Genomic DNA, 18326 nt, shown 5'->3' with positions numbered 1-18326 from the left:
CCATTGACATATTATCTGGATTTCTGACAGGTTCATCATAAATATTTGATAATTTTACTTCTTTCAAAATTATTGTCCTATGAAACGTCTCATTGTGTTTATTATGCTTGGCTTTGGAATGGTATCCATTGCCCTGAGCAATTCAAGTGTAATCTATGATCAGTATTTCACTGGTGAAACCATGCGGGTAGATTATTTCCACACTGGCACTGCCACCGAAGAGCACTTTTCCGTTGACCATATATTGAACGACGGCGCATGGGCCGGTAGCCGAAGCATGCTATTAGACGAATTAAACAGGGGACTGTATTTTTTTAAGATTACCGATACTACTGGCAATATATTGCTTTACAGCCGCGGTTTTGCAAGTGTTTTTGGCGAATGGCAAACCATACCGGAAGCCTCTGAAAACTGGGGTACATTTCACGAATCCATCAGATTTCCGTGGCCCAAAATACCCGTTAAGTTAATCATTGAAAAACGGGATGCAAAAAACAACTTTGTTCCACTCTGGAGTTATATTATCGACCCCAAATCAAGAATAGTAAATCCTTCGGTATTAAAAAGCCCATACCAATCATTTACTTACTTCGAAAACGGCCCGGCTCAAAATCATGTGGATATAGTAATCATGGGAGATGGTTATAGCGGAGAAGAAATGGATAAATTTCATAAGGATGTGGCAACCCTTACCGACGAACTGTTCAATGTTGAGCCATTTAAATCAAGAAAATCAGATTTTAATGTGAGGGCCGTAGAAACGCCTTCGGCCACCAGCGGGGTCAATAAACCACATCCGGGCATTTTTAACCGCACACCACTTTCTGTTTCCTATGGTGCCTTTGATTCTGAAAGATATGCCCTCACCTATGACAACCGAACCATTCGCGATGTTGCAGCCAGCGTTCCATACGATTATATGTTCATTCTTATTAACGAACGCACTTATGGAGGAGGCGGAATCTTTAACCTTTATTCAACTGTTGCAGCTGATAATAAATTCAGCCGATACATTTTTGTGCATGAATTCGGGCATTCTTTTGCTGCATTAGCCGACGAATATTATACATCAGATGTTTCATATCAGCCTCAGGAAATCACCATCGAACCCTGGGAACCCAATGTTACCGCTTTGCTTGACCCGGAAAACCTCAAATGGAAGAATCTGGTAAAGGAAGAAACCCCCATTCCCACGCCATGGGACAAAACTGAATTTGATAACTTCAGTTACAATATTCAAAAAGAAAGACGCGCCTTAAGAGCAGCCAATGTTCCTGAAACTGAAATGGAAAAACTGTTTGAACGGGAAAAACAAACCTCTCAGGAAATGTTCGATAAGAACAAATATAAAGATACAACCGGTGCTTTTGAAGGGGGCAATTACATGCAGTTTGGCATTTATCGCTCAGCCCTTGATTGTATCATGTTTACCCGAAACAAGCAGGCATTTTGCCCGGCATGCAGACAGGCAATTTCCGAAGTGATAGAATTGTATACTAAATAAGCCGGACCCATTGTCCTGATTGCAAAAGTAAAGGCAATTACTGCTTCCTGTTTTTATTTTCGGTCAGGTTCGTTATAGCTGGCTTTATGTTCTATTCTGCACTTTTTGAGAAACCATTGCCATTCATCACTGTATTATGGTCACTCATCGCTAAATTCTGCATCTTCACACTTTTTAACTTTTATTTGAGTCAATTATCATTCATTTTTGTAACTCCATCAGATTTCAATCGTCTGATCGAATATGCACACTTCCTTTGCAAAACTGCACACTAATTAAATCATCTTTTACGTTAAAAAGTTGTATAATTTTGTTAATTAAGCATTTGCAATTTTGGCACAATTAATGGATAAGGGCCAGTAGTAGTGAAAGAAATAAACGTTGATAGCAGTATCAAACTTCTGCTTTCGTAACAATAAAACCCCCAAAGAGCATGATCCGTCTGAACGGAATTAACAAAACATACGTTACCGGTAGCAATAAATTACATGTGCTTAAAGGCATTGACCTTACCATTGGCGCAGGGGAATTTGTTTCAATCATGGGCTCGTCGGGCTCAGGAAAATCGACTTTACTTAACATCCTGGGGATTCTTGATGAATACGACACCGGGGATTACTACCTCGATAATACGCTGATTCGAAACCAAAGCGAAACAAAAGCAGCGGGATTGAGAAACCAATACATCGGCTTTGTTTTTCAATCATTCAACCTGATTTCATTTAAGAATGCCATGGAAAATGTTGCATTACCACTCTATTATCAGGATGTGAGTCGGAAAAAACGCAACCGCATCGCAATGGAATATCTTGAAAGAATGGGATTAGCTGAATGGGCAGAGCATATGCCCAATGAGCTTTCAGGCGGACAAAAACAGCGTATTGCCATTGCCCGTGCACTTATCTCTAACCCTAAGGTTATTCTGGCCGATGAACCAACCGGAGCACTTGATACAGCCACTTCATACGAAGTGATGCAAATACTCAAGGAAATCAATCAACAGGGAATCACCATTATTCTTGTTACCCACGAAAACGACATTGCACACATGACAAACCGCATTATCAGATTAAAAGACGGTTTGATTGAAAGTGAAGTGCTTAACGGGAAAAATACTGTTTTATCGTAAACATGCGCCAGAAAGCATTGTCAGAATGAACAAAAACTAACCTTTTACATAAAAAAGATGTTTGACACAGATAAGTGGCAGGAAATTTTCAGTACCATTAAAAAGAACAAGCTCAGGACCTTCCTGACGGGCTTTAGTGTGGCATGGGGAATTTTTATGCTGATGATCCTGCTGGGTTCGGGCAATGGGCTTCAGAATGGCGTTCAGAAGGAGTTTGAATCCTCTGCTACCAACACCATTTGGGTATGGAGCGGACAAACCAGTTTGCCTTACAAAGGCATGAAGCCAGGCAGAAACATTCAGCTTGTCAACGAAGATTATGATGCAGTAAAGTCGTCGGTAAAAGGTATCGATAAAAGTTCATCGCGTTACAACATATGGGGAACCAACACCTTATCCTATAAAAAACAGTTTGGCAGTTTCAATGTAAGAAATGTATATCCCGATTATGCCGAAATCGAAAAGCTGAAAATAATCAAGGGGCGCTACATTAATGAGCCTGATATCGAGCAATTTCGCAAAGTAACAACCATTAGTTCACAGGTGGAAGAAGCTCTTTTTAAAGGTGAAGATCCAATGGGTAAATACATTAATGTGAATGGGGTACCGTTTAAAGTAGTTGGCGTTTTTACTGACGACGACAACAACGGGGATGATAACATGCGGCTGATATATTTGCCCATCAGCACTGCACAGCGCGTATTTTCGGGCGACAACCGGATTAATACCATTGCCATTACAGTAGGCGATGCTTCCGTTGAAGAGAGCAAGCAAATTGAGCAGGAAGTTCGTTCAAAACTGGCCACTCTGCATAAATTTGATCCTACCGACCCAAGAGCGATTTTTACCTGGAACAGCCTGGAGGAGTTTCAGAAGTTTATGAGACTGTTCGCCAGTATCCGTCTGTTTATCTGGATTATAGGTTTTGGAACCATCATTGCCGGTATTGTAGGCGTAAGCAACATTATGATGATTGTCGTAAAAGACCGTACAAAGGAAATAGGTATCCGGAAAGCGATGGGTGCCACCCCCTGGAGCATTGTAAGTCTGATACTTCAGGAAGCAGTGCTGATTACTTCCTTTGCCGGATATTTCGGGTTGGTTTTGGGCGTTGTAGTTCTTGAAACCATTGGCAGCAAAATTGAATCCCCCTTCTTCTCAAAACCTTCAGTTGATCTGAGCATTGCACTGTATGCTTTGCTTTTACTGGTATTCAGCGGTGCACTGGCCGGATTCATTCCTGCACGCAAAGCTGCAGCCATAAAACCCATTGAAGCGCTGAGAGATGAATAAGAACGAGTCATTTATAATGAACATTGACTGCCTGAACCCATGAACTCAAAAACGAAAAAGTTAAACCACATCCTTTAATATTTTACATTACTTATGTTTGATCTGGACCGTTGGCAAGAAATAATGAGCGCACTGAAGAAGAACAAGCTTCGCACCTTCTTCACTGCGTTTGGTGTATTCTGGGGAGTATTTATGCTGGTGATTATGCTTGGTTCAGGAAATGGTCTGCGCAATGGTGTTACCAGCGATTTTGGCGATTTTGCCACCAATAGCGTGTTTATGTGGACCCGCCCTACCACCATCCCATATAAAGGGCTTCCCCGTGCCCGACAGTACAATTTTAAGAACGACGACATTGATGCCCTTAAACGTGAAATTCCTGAAATTGAATACCTGGCACCACGCACTCAGGGAGGTGGTTTCAGAGGTGGAAATAACGTTATAAGGGGTACAAAATCGGGAGCTTTTTCGGTCATGGGCGATTATCCAGAATGGAATCTGATTGATCCGGTAGTGATAGACAACGGCAGATTTCTGAATCACGCTGACCTGAAGGAAAAAAGGAAAGTTGCCGTGATTGGCAATAAAGTGTATGACGTGTTATTTGCCCCCGGTGAAAATGCAATCGGCCAGTATATTCAGATACAAGGCATCTATTTTCAGGTTGTTGGCGTTTTCAAGCCTAAAAATTCAGGCGTAAATTTTGGTGGTGACAAAGAACAGAGTGTTTTTATTCCGCTAACTACTTTCCAGCGGGTGTACAATTGGGGTGATGTTATCGGTTGGTTCGCCTTTACTTCCAAAAAAGGGATTCCTGCATCAGAAGTAGAACAAAAAGCAGCAGCATTGCTCAAACGGCGCCACTCGGTTTCACCTGACGACCCTCAGGCCATTGGTTCATTCAATATGGAAAAACAATACAATCAGATGACCGGGCTTTTTGCAGGAATCAACGGCCTGATTTGGATTGTGGGCATCGGCACATTACTGGCAGGAGTAATCGGCATCAGTAATATTATGCTGGTGATTGTAAAAGAACGCACCAAAGAGATAGGTATTCAGCGAGCCATTGGCGCAAAACCATGGAACATTATTTCACAAATTATAACCGAATCGGTTTTCCTCACCACATTTGCCGGTTATGTAGGCCTGGTAATTGGTGTAGCCATCCTCGAAGGCGTAAATTATGCACTTTCATCAAGCGGAGGCGATTCCAATATGTTTAAAAATCCGAACATCGATTTTAATATGGCCATCACTGCACTCATTATTCTGGTGATATCGGGGGCAGTTGCCGGTCTTATTCCAGCCCGCAAGGCGGTCAGCATCAAACCAATTGATGCGCTCAGATATGAATAAATCAATTTCGTTCACTATAAAGAAACGCATACAATGAAAAAGGCTTTTAAAATTTTACTTGGCATCATTATTCTGGTAATTTTTGTCGGAACTATTGTTTACCTGTATCAAAAATCACAGGCCAAACCTGTAGTATACGATACAACCACAGCCCAGATTACGAACATTGTGAAAAAAACGGTCGCCACTGGAAAGGTTGTTCCCCGTAAAGAAATTGAAATAAAGCCTCAGGTTTCGGGCATTATTTCGGAACTGTTTGTTGAACCTGGTCAAAAAGTTAAAAAAGGCGACATGATTGCCAAAGTGCGGATAATTCCGAATATGATCAACCTGAATGAGGCTGAATCGAGGGTAAACCGTGCTAAAATCAACCTTGACAATGCCCGCCAAAACTACGATCGCCAAAAAACCCTGTACGAAAGCCGGGTGATCGCCATTGCCGAACTGCAGACTTATGAAGTTGCACTGAAAACTTCGCGTGAAGATTTGGATGCAGCAGAAAACAACCTTCAGCTCATTCGCGAAGGAATTACTAAAACTTCAGGCGCAGCAAGCAACACCATCATCAGATCTACAATAGAAGGCATGGTTCTTACTGTTCCGGTTGAAGTAGGAAACTCCGTTATTGAAAGCAATACTTTTAACGACGGAACAACCATTGCTACAGTGGCCGACATGGGTGAAATGATTTTCAAAGGCAAGGTTGATGAGTCGGAAGTAGGTAAACTGCACGAAGGTATGGAGCTGATTATGACCGTAGGAGCCATTGATACTGAAAAATTCAAAGCAGATCTTGAGCATATTTCACCGAAAGGTGTGGAAGAAAACGGCGCCATTCAGTTTGAAATACGCGCTGCCGTTGAATTAAAAGACAATTTGTTTATCAGAGCCGGATATAGTGCCAATGCCGATATCGTACTTGAACATCGCGACAGCGTACTTTCGGTTCAGGAAAGCCTTGTAAAATATGAGGCTGATTCAGCCTGGGTTGAAGTAGAAACATCACCACAGGTATTTGAAAAAAGAACAATCAAAACAGGCCTTAGCGATGGAGTAAATGTTGAAGTTCTTTCAGGTATTACCAAAAAAGATAAAATTAAGATTCAAAATGCACCCGCTTCGGGTACCGAAGAAAAAAAGTAGCAGAAATTCCCCAAATCCAGCATAAATGCAGCACCCGGAGCCCCCAAAGCCCGGGTTTGCTGTTTGGTCAATTTTGTACTTAACAAATTGATTCAGGCTTTTTTAAAGACAGATTTACTATTTTTGATTATTTAATACAAAATTTCATCCCAAGCTCTTTTCATTACATTACTTATGGATGAATATTTTCAACACTATTGCCTAAAATCTGTTTAAATAGCAGACCTTCATAAACAAAATACGAACTAACCTATAATATTGGTGAATACACAACTAAAAAAAGAACCCGTTGACAAATGGATCATCGACCCGATGAAACGCTTCTTAAACAACAGCACCATGAGTGGCATTGTTTTATTTTCAGCCGCGCTTTTGGCTATAGTGCTTTCCAATTCACCATGGTCTGAAGAGTTTCATCATTTGTGGGAAATTAATTTTTCCATTGGATTCAGCGACTGGCAATTATCTAAAAGTTTGCATCACTGGATAAACGATGGACTGATGGCGGTCTTCTTTTTTGTTGTGGGCCTTGAACTAAAGCGTGAAATCATCAGCGGCGAGCTTAGCAATCCGCGAAAAGCCATCCTGCCAATTGTTGCTGCAGTTGGAGGCATGATTGTTCCGGCCATTATCTATCTGATAGTCAACCCTTCGGGAGAATCTGCCGGCGGATGGGGAATACCCATGGCCACCGACATAGCTTTTGCACTCGGCATTCTCTATTTGCTTGGCGACCGTGTACCGGTTTCACTCAAAATTTTTTTAACAGCACTGGCTATTGCTGATGATCTGGGAGCTGTGCTCGTAATTGCATTTTTCTACACCTCCGACATCAATCTGGTAAGTCTACTTACTGGTGCAGGTTTTCTTTTTGTGCTTTTTGCAGCCAACAAAATTGGGGTCAGAAACACACTTTTCTACGGGCTGGTTGGCATCGGAGGACTTTGGCTTGCCTTTCTGATGTCGGGCGTTCATGCTACTATTGCAGCGGTATTGGCCGCTTTTGCCATTCCGGCCAGAGTTAAATACTCAGAATCTACTTATGACCGTAAACTAAGCAATCTTTTGGATCAGTTTCGCAAAGCAAAACCCAATAATTCACCCACGGTGACTACAGAACAACTCCACATTTTGGAAAAAATCAGGTATATATCAAAAAATGCACTCACACCTCTGCAACGCCTGGAACATTCTATGCACCCATTGGTGGCTTTTATAATAATGCCTTTGTTTGCCCTGGCAAATGCCGGAATAACCCTTTCGGGAGAAAGTATGAATCAATTAACCAGTAAAATAACCATCGGCGTTTTTTTGGGCTTGCTGATTGGCAAAATGATTGGCGTTGTCGGATTTGTCAAGCTTTTTACATATTTAAAATGGGCAACACTACCGGGCGAATTTACCAACCGTATTTTGATAGGTGCAGGCTTTTTAGCCGGAATCGGTTTTACAATGTCATTGTTTATTTCAGAATTGGCTTTTGAGCACAAGATATTTATTGAAGAAGCCAAAATGGGAATTCTTCTGGCTTCCGTCGCCTCCGGGCTTTTAGGATATTTTATCATTAAAACTGCCAAAAAACCCAAATAAGCCCCGTAACTTGAGATTTATTGTTGCTGGCTAAACTTTATCTGCTTCAGCAACTGATCGCCCAGTCCAATGCTATATCCTTCGGAATGCCATACTATTTCCCCTTTTGAGTTTAACAATGCCACCACCGGAAGCTGAGGGCTTGCATTGATGCTGCAAACTGTGCTTACCGACGATGCCACTTCACCCAGGCGATCGTAGCCAAACTCGGCATTCTCAGGAATACTTTTATAAACTGCCGGGTTGAAATCAGCTGGTTTCTTGTCTTTGGCTACTATAAAAATGACCTTGCCTCCCCAATCATCAACACCTGATTTTACCATTTTAATGTCTTCCATCAGATGCCTGGTTGGCTCTTTTGATGGATCTATTAAAGCCACCACCATTCCTTTATGATGCATTAAATGCGACAGACTGTTTGTGCCACCTTGCGTCAGATTGGCAAATGCAGCCTGCAAATCAGCCTTTCCCAACACTTCCGACTGCATGGCATCAGATACAAGGTTGATGGCGATATTGGTTTGCTTGTCGCGGGTTACATTGAAATAACTGATATTACAGATAACAGAACCGTTATCCAGCCTGTTTCCGGTAACCAAACGATAATACCCCGTATCAAGACTCAACTTGCAGGGGAATGATTGAAGCGAAGCATCATTTTCGTAATCAAGGGTTATAAATCTGCCTTTGTCGAAGCGTGAAATGGTAAAATGCGCATAGTACTGCGGAACAAATGATGCATCCTCAGATGCATTTTGTATCACAACTGTGCCTCTGGTTGCTGAAACAGCCATCATGCCGCCTGCAAATACATCGTGCCACAAATTTTCAGCGAAAAACTGAGGAACATAAGTCGCAGGTTCAAGACGCGAAGGAATGCCAAAACTGCGGCAAATAGCAACAAATAAAAGATTACGCGAATATTTGTCGGCAATTTTTAATTCAAGAACCCCTTGTGGAATCAAAGGCACATTATAATAATTGCCTACTGTATCTATTTTAATCTGATTTGTAATCCAGATGGCTATTTCAGCAGGATTTTTTCTAAATAATTCAATCTGTTCTGATGAAAAATATTGTTGCATATAACTGCGCCAGTTAGTTACAAATTCGCGTCCGATTCTGGGAGAAAGCACATTATTACTTTCAATATCAGGATGATTATTAGCAGTTTTTTTTGCAAAAGCAGTATAAGCAAGCAAATGATCCTGAAGCGTTGAAGCCTGAATGTCATGCAAATCCTTTTCAGACAATTCATGAAGTAATGCCATGCCAGTGGCTGCATTATCAGCAGACAATCCTTTTAAAAAATTATAAATTTCGCTCCAGTTTCCCCTGCTCAACATCAGAAAGTTCCACACTTGCTGCGCATCCAGTCCCTTTTCCATGGCAAGTTTTGATGAAGCAACCGAATCGATAAAGGTTTGAATGTAAACATTGCGAATGGAATCTTCGTGCTGAAGGCGCTGGTTATTTTCGGCAGCTTTCGATTGACTTACGGGTGTAACGGGTTGTTTTGAGGGAGGTGTTAATTCAAGAATTTGAGGCTGCAGCGCATAGTTGTTTGCCCTCAGGGTCAGCACAACTGTATCTGATGATTTTCCATGGGCCAGCCTGTAATCAAATAAACCATCCTTTGATGCCCACATTATAAGATCTCCGTAGCCGGTAGTGGCCGAACAAATTCCATTTGAATCAGAATAGAGCGTGGCAATCGGATAAAATTCAGCGTAGTTATAAAGTGAATATTCAACCCTTGCACCTGACACCGGAGTTCCATCGGCTTGCAAGACTTTTACAGGCAGCGTTTTGGTTTTTGTGTAATTCTTCAGCAGGTTCAAACGGGCAAACTGCTGGTTGTTTTCAAGAACTTCTTCATCACCATGATATTGACCGAAAACAAAAGTATGCGTCATCATGGCCCTTTTTACCGGCTCGGCAAACCAGGCCATATCAAGCTCAGGTTCAGGCTCGCAAGCACCCAGAAAATGCCATTTCCCGTTAATCCAAACTTCAACCCATGCATGGTTATCATCGGTGTGCGCCCATCGAGGGGTATACACCTGTCTGGCCGGAATGCACACCGACCTGAGAGCTGCCACTGTAAAAGTAGACTCCTCACCACAACGGCCAAAAGCTGTTCTTACCGTTGTAAGCGGGCCAGAGGTTCGCTCATCGGTTGATTTATAAATTACTTTTTCGTGGCACCAGTGATTCACCTCAAGGGCTGCTTGAGCCATCTCCATATTTTTAATGCGATCTTTTAACTCAGCATAAAACACTTGTCTGGCCGTATCGGTATATTCATTGTTAACCCGGTATGGCAAAACAAAATGCAGAAAAATATCTTCAGGAATCTCATTGCCCCAGCTAAAATAACTTCTTGATTCAAGAGCAGTTTGCACTTGCCGCAAATAATAATGACCATCATTCATGGCCAAATCGCTCAAAGGCATAAAAGCATACAAAAATTCCAGACCTTCTGTTTCAGCCTGGTTAGAAATCTGATTGAAAACACCAAACAATACCGAATCGCGGCCATTAGCCAGCTTCTTTTGGGTTAAAAACTGCTCGTGTACCAGTTTGCGATAGTTGCTGTCTGCAATCAAATGCCCTTTTCCGGCCATTTTACACCCCGATAAGAGAGATAACGCCAATAGTATAACAGTAATTTGATACTTCATTTTAAGATTTTTTAATAACTCCGAAATTAAAAAAGATTTAGCTTCGTATCAGCTTTAAATCAAAAAACCTCAAAGAAACATATTTATTTAGCCTAATAAAGCCTTTTCTCAGGCGCATTTAATCAAAAAACTCTCATGGCCAATAAAACTTCACAACACATTCTCAACACATCAGCCAACCTTCTCGGCTTTTGTTTGTTTGTCATAACTTCATTACATGTAGCCAATCTGACCGAAACACATCTGATGGATGAACTTACATCCATCATAGCCGTGTTACTTACACTTTCGTGTTTTTTCTCCTTTGTATCCATACGAACAACAGAAACGAAGAGAGGAAAACTTTATGAATCAGTTGCCGAATATATTTTTCTTGTCTCCCTGCTGGGCATCCTGATTATCATTCTTTTTATCACACTCCATTTTATAAAATAACCCCAAATAATATGAGCACAATCACAAACAATCTGACAAAATCAAAAAGGCACAGCTTAACTCTAATGAAGGAGATAGTTGAGCAAACCATTCAGGAAGAAAAGCTTATGGTTGACAATCTCCTCCATGAGCCCAAAGAAGTTCTCACCAAAGGGCAAAGTATTTCAGATAAAGTTGCCAGTTTTGGAGGCAGCTGGAAGTTTATTATCATTTTTTCAATCATTCTTTTTTTCTGGATTCTTTTCAATACACTCACCCCTTTAAGAGATAAGTTTGACCCCTATCCGTTTATTCTGATGAATCTGGTTTTATCTTGTATTGCTGCATTGCAGGCTCCTATAATTATGATGAGTCAAAACAGGCAGGAAGAAAAAGATCGTAAAAGAAGTGAAAACGATTTTATGATAAATATGAAAGCGGAATTAGAAATCAGAAGCCTTCATCAAAAAATAGATCTTCTTCTTGAAGATCAGATTAAAACCTTATTTGATAGTCATGCCAGACAATTAGAGTTATTGAAAAATATAGAAAAGGAACTCAAAAAATCTTAACCCATTTTAGTGCCCTTGTTCTGTATTACTTTTGCATTTGGAAATTCAAAAAAAGCGATGGAAATTTGCTATCATTGTTATGAAATACAGGGAGGTCAGTTAACTTAGAGGTTCTGGGTTTCGGGGGTTTGCTTTTTGCTGCAAAAACCCGGAGCAACAAAGAGCCAACAGTATTCACAACAATAGTTTATTCACGTGTTTATCTGGGTTTTACCTGCGCTTTAAATACGGGTTGTATCTACCACATCACTCAATTGAATTCTATGCTCAATTCCATTACGGGTTCAGCCGCAGTTTTTAAAACCTTCATTCAATCAGCATTCATCCTTGTTTCTTTCACCTTCATTTTCTTTTTTAAATGTCAGGCTGGTAACACTTTAACAAAAACCAATAACGGGAACGACCATCTAAAAGAGGCCATTGCCCTTCAACAAAAGGGAGATTCATTGCTCGATAAAATGGGTTATCGAAAAGCTGAAGTCTTATTCATACAGGCTTTTAAAATTGCAAAGCAACTGGACGAGAAACGGTTGATGGGAAAACTCTCGAATAATCTGGCAGAATGTTACAGTATGACCGGTCGTTCGCCCAAGGCAGAAGCTGCTTACAGAGAAGCATATCAACTATACGAAGCATTGCACGATACCAACGCGATGGCAGTTATACTGATAAATCTTGGCGATGAATACGCAAAAACCGGACGCATCGAACTGGCAGCCGAAACAGAATTACAAGCCATCAGGCTGAAAGAAGCAGCCAATGATTACAGAAAACTGGCATTTTATTATCAAAAACTGGGTGAACTGTTTATTAGCCGCGATAATGCCCGGTGGGAGGAATATGCAATGAAGGCCCTGGCATTATCGCGAACAGAAGAATATACGACCTTGAGGGCAACCATTGCCATTTATAACGACCTGGGGGCCATCTGGCGCATCAAAGGTGATTATGAGAAAGCAACAGCCTACTATGACACCATGTATCAGATTTCTGCAGAAGCAGATTATCCCAAAGGAATTGCCACTGCAACTTCAGAAAGGGCTTTGATGCTTTATGAACAGGGCCGTTACGCTGAAGCCTTGCCTATGGCTGAGAGTGCCTATGGCATTGTGCTTGAAAGAGACGATGAGTATAAAATTGTGTACGAAGCAACTCTTATTGCCCGCATTTTAATTAAACTTGAACAACACGGACGGGCGATTGAATTACTGAAAATGGCAATAAAACGTGCCCATATGGCTGGGTTAATTGCCGAAGAACAGGATGGCCACAAATATCTCTCCGAAGCATACCGTGCTTCAGGCCGCTGGCAGGAAGCCCTGTTGTCGCACGAACGTTATGTTTCACTCAAAGATTCAATCGGAGGTGTTGAAGTACAAAATGCGCTGAACAATCTGCAAACCCGCTTTGAAACTGAAAAAAAACAACAACTGATTGACCGGCTGAATGAAAAGAACCTGGCGCATGAAAAACGCAGCCGTTTGCTGATTGGCCTCCTGATTGTTTCAGGTACTGTTCTTCTTTTACTAATAGTGATTATAAGACTTCGCAACCACACTATCAGGCAAACTACAGCTTTACGAATAAAAGAGCAAGAAATTCATCAGCTTGAACACGAACGCCTTACCATGGATTTGGCTTACAAAACAAGGGAATTATCGACTGCTACGCTGCACCTTATCAATAAAAATGAGGTACTCAATGAACTCAAAAGTAAACTTGAAGCTTCCGAAGCCAGCCCACCTGAACTCAAACAAGTAATCAGGCAGATTGACCAAAACATTAACCTTGACAACGACTGGCAGGACTTCAGCCGCCATTTCGAAGAAGTTCATCCCGGCTTTTTCAGGAAACTGAAAGAAAAGTTCCCCTCGCTTACACCTAACGAAGAACGCCTCTGCGCCTATCTGGCCATCAATCTTAACACCAAGGAAATTTCGCAGATGCTGAATGTAACCACCGCCGCAGTAGACAAAAGCAGAAACCGCCTGAGAAAAAAGCTCGGTATTACTCCTGACACAAACCTGAATGATTTTCTTTCAATCATTTAGTCCTAATTTGTTTTATATCACCAATTCGTTTTACATCGTATAGAATTGCTCAGAAACTGGTATTATCCTGCTTGTTTATTGCCAGACTCCATCAGCATCCCTGTCAGAAAACAAGCTATCGCAGATTGGTTTCACTCAATCTGCTTCTTTATAAAAACAGACAACCACCTGGCATCCAGCCAACTATTTAAAATATGAAAGCTCTGTATCTCATGTAAATGCTATAAATCCCGACAATTCAGACAAAAAATAATTGTAGCCATTTACTCATGAATTTTTAGCTGTGATATGAAGGACGCACCTGATTATATCCCATTCATAATTAAACTGAAAATAATTTCCAGACTATTTTAAAAATATTTTAACTTAGCATTTTCTATATAAATATCTATTAATGATAATACTAAATTACTTTTCGCTATATTACATATTGAATTTGCGTAAGATATCCCTGTTATCAATGGCCGTAGAGAGAGAGAGAGAGAGAGGATTATTCTGCGCAATTCATTCATAACCCAGGAGTTTTATTCCCTTTATACTTTTAATCCGCCCGCACATCTTATCCGGTTTGTTAAATGCAAATACCTTTTTATACAGTCGGATAAAGATGTGCCACCGTAATGGATAAAAGAAGTTTCACAAATTATACAAACTTATTTTTCTGAACAAAATTATAAAACAATGAAAAAATATTTGCCTTTAATAGTATTGCTAATACTAATTTCCTTGTCCCAGTCATTTGCGCAAGGCAATGAAAACGGACAACTATACGTTTATGTCCTTAACCCAAATTCGATCCCAGTTTTTGAACAGGAAGGGGGAAAAATAATTGTTAAATGTGGTAATCAGACAATTCAAACTCTGATGGCAGAGTATGAAGTTTACTCATTTGAAAGAGCATTCCCCATTGTTGACAATTTCCCACAAACTGAAAAATATGATCTTGAAAGAGTTTATCTATTAAAGTGCAATGGAGATGAAGAATCTCTCATGCAGTCATTAAATAATGACTTCCTTGACTCATACGACTATACCGAATTGGTTCCACAATACTATCTAACCAACACACCTAATGATTATCATTTATTAGATAGTACACTTGGCCCAAATTATGCGCTAAATATTATTAATGCCAAGAATGCCTGGGACAATACTACTGGAAATTCCACCTCAGTTATCGGAATAACAGACAATGGATTTGATGTAACAAACCCAGAGTTAACAGGTAAAATTGATTTTTGTATAAATAACAATACCAATATTCATGGGACATTTGTTGCAGGAATTGCGGCAGCAAATACCAATAATAATCTTGGTATGAGCAGCATAGGTTATAATTGCCACCTTGCGCTGGATGGCAGGTGGGGGTCAGAAGGGTATAATGCAATTCTGAATTTTTCACTACAAGGAATTAGGGTTGTAAATGCCAGTTGGGGAAGCTGTACCTATAGCAGAGCTCAAGAAGATGCCGTAAATCTTGCTTTCGACAATGGCACTCTCATAATCTGTGGAGCTGGAAATGGAAGCAACCCAGATGGGAGCTGTAATTCAGGAGGATGCCAACCTAATTGCAATGGTTATCTATATCCAGCATCTTTCGACCGCGTTCTGTCTGTTACAAGTGTAGGGTCTAATCTTTCCCATATTAATAGTGATGGGGCAGTTCACACTTACAACGATAAAGTAGATGTCTGCGCTGCAGGTTACTCTGTAATCTCAATTGGAAGGGACGATAATGGAAATTTTGCTTGTTTCAAATCTTCCGGAACTTCATTTGCAGCACCATATGTTTCAGGACTGGCAGGCTTAATTTACTCGATAAATCCAGATTTCACTGCTGAACAGGTTTATCATATAATCAAATCAACTACACAGAATATAGATGCTCAAAATCCACAATTTGTTGGGTTGATCGGCACCGGACTTATAGATGCAGAAGCTGCTGTTTTGAAGGCACAGGAGATTACCAATGACCCAGGAAATAACTTCAATGTTTATAATGGTCAAAACTTACTTTGGGGCGAAAATGATATTAAAGTAGTGAATAGCTATATTCATATATATCCTGGTGGAACTTTAACAATAAAAGGGGATATTTACCTGAAGAATGATGCAGTTATTACAGTTGAAAGAGGGGCGAAATTATACATAGATGGAGCATATATTACCAGCCATAGCACACAGAATTGGGAAGGAATTGAAGTTTGGGGAAATTCTGCATTAGATCAACAGCCAAGTTCGAATCAAGGGTTTCTCAAAATATCTAATAATACAACAATAGCGAATTCTAATCGCGCCATTAAAGTTGGAAAAGGAACTGGTGATATATTATTGTCTACTTATGGCGGTGGAATAATTGAACTTGAAAATTCCACGCTAATTAATAACAAAAAGGGTGTGATATTTTCTTCTTATAGAAGAATTAGTTCACCTTTTGAATTGCCAAATAAGAGTTTCATAAGGAATTGCAATTTCATTTGGGACAAGGCAAATATCACAAGCTTGGTTTTTATTACATTAAACAATGTAAGTTTAGGCGATATCTCCGGCAATCGCTTCAGTAACAACACTGGAAATAATGAAATTATTAGTGAAAACAATGGAATAGGAATACTTAGCAACTTTTCAAATTTTACCGTAAAAAGCCTGAATGTATCTGGTTCAGTATATGACTCCTACTTTTACAATTTGTACTACGGGATTAAATCTGAAGCTTCAAATCCAGTTCAAACTTTCAAAGTTGAGAACGCTTATTTTAATAAAGTTTTTAATGGTATTTACGCGAATGGTTCAAACAACCTAAGAATTCTGAACAATACTTTTGAGCTGTTAAATTACCCGGATGTTCCTGCAAATTATCCAATCTCTTATGGATTGTATATGAACGGGTGTTCTGGCTACAAAATTGAAAATAATATTTTCCGTAACTTTCAAAATTCAAATCAGATTAGAAAGATTACCGGAATTATTGTTAATAACTCCGGTTCAGCCTATAATCTTATTAATGACAACTCATTCAGCAATTTAAAAGTTGGAATACTAGCACAAAATCAGAATAGAGGAAGCTTGACTCCCGAAACCGGGTTAGTCATTAAGTGCAATGTTTTCACTCATAATAAAAGTGATGTTGCAGTAACCGGAACTCAAAACTCAGCCGGATATGGTATAGGGTATTACCAGGGGACCAATCAAAATACTATGTCTCCTGCCGGTAATTTGTTTGGCCATGCTTTTCCAGGGACAACCAGTGACTATCACAATGAATTACAGAACATTATCTATGTTCATCACTCACCATCTCAGGATTTTCCTGAATTGATTCCATGGTATTATACTAATTCAACTATCTCACTGTCTGATGCTCAATGGGGCTATCAACCAGGCACATCTTGTTCTTTAGTTATTCCCACCGAGAAGGAGGAACTTAAATCTTTTGTTGAGGAGAAAGAAGCTTCTGCTGAAGCATTGAATGAGATACTGACCGAAACCATTGATCAGGGAAATACAGATTTATTAGAAAACATTGTTTTCTCCAGTACACCTGATGAAGCATATTCTGTTTATCAGGAACTTATGCAAACCGGTTCTTTTGTTTCTAATGATGTCCTGTCTGCTGCCATTGATAAGGAAGATGTTCTGAATGAAGCAATGATCAGAGATGTGATGGTATCTAATCCACATGCTGCAAAAAGTCCGGAGCTTATGGATCTTGTCGGAAACAGGGAAAATCAGTTACCCGAATTTATGATGGCTCAAATCGAGGAAGGATTTAATATACTATCTGCTAAGGAGTCGTTGGAACTTCAGATTTCATTGTTTCGCCTGGAAGCATCATTAGCAGAAAAAGAACTGATATACCAGTACAGAACTGACACAACTGCATCAAATGATAGTTTATTGCTTTTCTTAAGTAGCAGAAACAGACCTGGTGCCTTTATTCAACTGGCCTTTGAATACCTGAAAACAAACGAGATATCAGATGCTTTGAATACAATAAATTCAATAAACTCATCCGATCTCGGCATTACAGAATTAGAGTTAAGGAATAAAATGCTTGATTATCTTCAATTCTATAATGTTTTGATTAATGAAGGACGAACTATATTTGAACTTAGCACTTCAGAAATAGCTGAACTTGAAGTTCTTGCTGAAGGCGATGATCTTGTGGCATCCTGTTCAAGAAGTATTCTGATTTCAAATGGATCGATGCAATATAAAGAGCCTATCATACTACCAGATGAAATGTATAAATCAACAAGAATTTTTCGCAATAATAATGGTGTAAATAGCAGTCAACTAATTATTTATCCAAACCCTTCATCACAATGGATAACAGTTGAATATAATTTACAAGCTATCGAAAATACTCTTGCTGTTTTTGAAATTATTGATGCAACCGGAAGAATCGTTAAAACAATGGAACTTCATGGAAACAAGAACAGTGTAATAGTTGATCTTACTTCATTGCAGAAAGGGATTTATATTTGTAATTTAATAACTCAAAATCGCATCCTTACAAGCAAGAAATTAACTGTACAGTAATCAGAGTGTTTTATTCTGATTATGTATTAATTTCTATCTGATTAC

The 18326-nt window shown here is 39.9% G+C and carries 11 protein-coding genes; 10 read left to right on the top strand and 1 reads right to left on the bottom strand.

Annotated features, from left to right (window positions below; translation table 11 throughout):
- Positions 1-79: 79 nt before the first annotated feature.
- From H6541_04105 to nhaA, 6 genes are all read left to right on the top strand, one after another.
- Positions 80-1504 (top strand): peptidase M64, encoded by a 1425-nt coding sequence (locus H6541_04105; GenBank protein MCB9014955.1) that lies wholly within the window; start codon positions 80-82, stop codon positions 1502-1504.
- Between the two features lie 433 nt (positions 1505-1937).
- On the top strand, positions 1938-2633 hold the full coding sequence (locus tag H6541_04100) for an ABC transporter ATP-binding protein (GenBank protein MCB9014954.1): 696 nt from the start codon (positions 1938-1940) through the stop codon (positions 2631-2633).
- Between the two features lie 57 nt (positions 2634-2690).
- Positions 2691-3926: an ABC transporter permease gene (locus H6541_04095; protein ID MCB9014953.1), complete on the top strand. Its 1236-nt coding sequence runs from the start codon at positions 2691-2693 to the stop codon at positions 3924-3926.
- A gap of 93 nt (positions 3927-4019) precedes the next feature.
- Positions 4020-5285, top strand: a complete 1266-nt coding sequence (locus H6541_04090; protein MCB9014952.1) for an ABC transporter permease — start codon at positions 4020-4022, stop codon at positions 5283-5285.
- A gap of 33 nt (positions 5286-5318) precedes the next feature.
- Positions 5319-6428: an efflux RND transporter periplasmic adaptor subunit gene (locus H6541_04085; protein ID MCB9014951.1), complete on the top strand. Its 1110-nt coding sequence runs from the start codon at positions 5319-5321 to the stop codon at positions 6426-6428.
- Between the two features lie 312 nt (positions 6429-6740).
- On the top strand, positions 6741-8018 hold the full coding sequence (gene nhaA / locus H6541_04080) for a Na+/H+ antiporter NhaA (protein ID MCB9014950.1): 1278 nt from the start codon (positions 6741-6743) through the stop codon (positions 8016-8018).
- Positions 8019-8035: 17 nt separating this feature from the next.
- Here the strand turns inward: nhaA and H6541_04075 are convergent, their stop codons facing one another.
- Positions 8036-10702, bottom strand: coding sequence for a transglutaminase domain-containing protein (locus tag H6541_04075; protein ID MCB9014949.1), 2667 nt, complete (start codon positions 10700-10702; stop codon positions 8036-8038).
- Positions 10703-10837: 135 nt separating this feature from the next.
- On the opposite strand from H6541_04075, the gene H6541_04070 reads away from it, so the two are divergent.
- The 4 genes from H6541_04070 (at position 10838) to H6541_04055 (ending at position 18281) form a co-directional block, all read left to right on the top strand.
- A complete protein-coding gene (locus H6541_04070) occupies positions 10838-11137 on the top strand; it encodes a hypothetical protein (GenBank protein MCB9014948.1) in 300 nt (99 codons plus the stop codon).
- An 11-nt stretch (positions 11138-11148) separates the two neighbouring features.
- On the top strand, positions 11149-11688 hold the full coding sequence (locus H6541_04065; protein ID MCB9014947.1) for a DUF1003 domain-containing protein: 540 nt from the start codon (positions 11149-11151) through the stop codon (positions 11686-11688).
- A gap of 263 nt (positions 11689-11951) precedes the next feature.
- Positions 11952-13739: a tetratricopeptide repeat protein gene (locus tag H6541_04060; protein MCB9014946.1), complete on the top strand. Its 1788-nt coding sequence runs from the start codon at positions 11952-11954 to the stop codon at positions 13737-13739.
- Positions 13740-14420: 681 nt separating this feature from the next.
- Positions 14421-18281 carry a S8 family serine peptidase gene (locus H6541_04055; protein MCB9014945.1) on the top strand — a complete coding sequence of 1287 codons (3861 nt, stop codon included), beginning with the start codon at positions 14421-14423 and terminating at the stop codon, positions 18279-18281.
- The last annotated feature ends 45 nt before the right edge of the window (positions 18282-18326 follow it).

This window comes from Lentimicrobiaceae bacterium, assembly GCA_020636745.1.
Classification (GTDB): domain Bacteria; phylum Bacteroidota; class Bacteroidia; order Bacteroidales; family Lentimicrobiaceae; genus Lentimicrobium.
This window is presented reverse-complemented; position numbering and strand designations above follow the sequence as displayed.

Excerpts from the sequence above, each read along its gene's own strand:
- H6541_04105 (MCB9014955.1), top strand. The coding sequence starts at position 80 with ATGAAACGTCTCATTGTGTTTATTATGCTTGGCTTTGGAATGGTATCC.
- H6541_04100 (MCB9014954.1), top strand. The coding sequence starts at position 1,938 with ATGATCCGTCTGAACGGAATTAACAAAACATACGTTACCGGTAGCAAT.
- H6541_04095 (MCB9014953.1), top strand. The coding sequence starts at position 2,691 with ATGTTTGACACAGATAAGTGGCAGGAAATTTTCAGTACCATTAAAAAG.
- H6541_04090 (MCB9014952.1), top strand. The coding sequence starts at position 4,020 with ATGTTTGATCTGGACCGTTGGCAAGAAATAATGAGCGCACTGAAGAAG.
- H6541_04085 (MCB9014951.1), top strand. The coding sequence starts at position 5,319 with ATGAAAAAGGCTTTTAAAATTTTACTTGGCATCATTATTCTGGTAATT.
- nhaA (MCB9014950.1), top strand. The coding sequence starts at position 6,741 with ATGAAACGCTTCTTAAACAACAGCACCATGAGTGGCATTGTTTTATTT.
- H6541_04075 (MCB9014949.1), bottom strand. The coding sequence starts at position 10,702 with ATGAAGTATCAAATTACTGTTATACTATTGGCGTTATCTCTCTTATCG.
- H6541_04070 (MCB9014948.1), top strand. The coding sequence starts at position 10,838 with ATGGCCAATAAAACTTCACAACACATTCTCAACACATCAGCCAACCTT.
- H6541_04065 (MCB9014947.1), top strand. The coding sequence starts at position 11,149 with ATGAGCACAATCACAAACAATCTGACAAAATCAAAAAGGCACAGCTTA.
- H6541_04060 (MCB9014946.1), top strand. The coding sequence starts at position 11,952 with ATGCTCAATTCCATTACGGGTTCAGCCGCAGTTTTTAAAACCTTCATT.
- H6541_04055 (MCB9014945.1), top strand. The coding sequence starts at position 14,421 with ATGAAAAAATATTTGCCTTTAATAGTATTGCTAATACTAATTTCCTTG.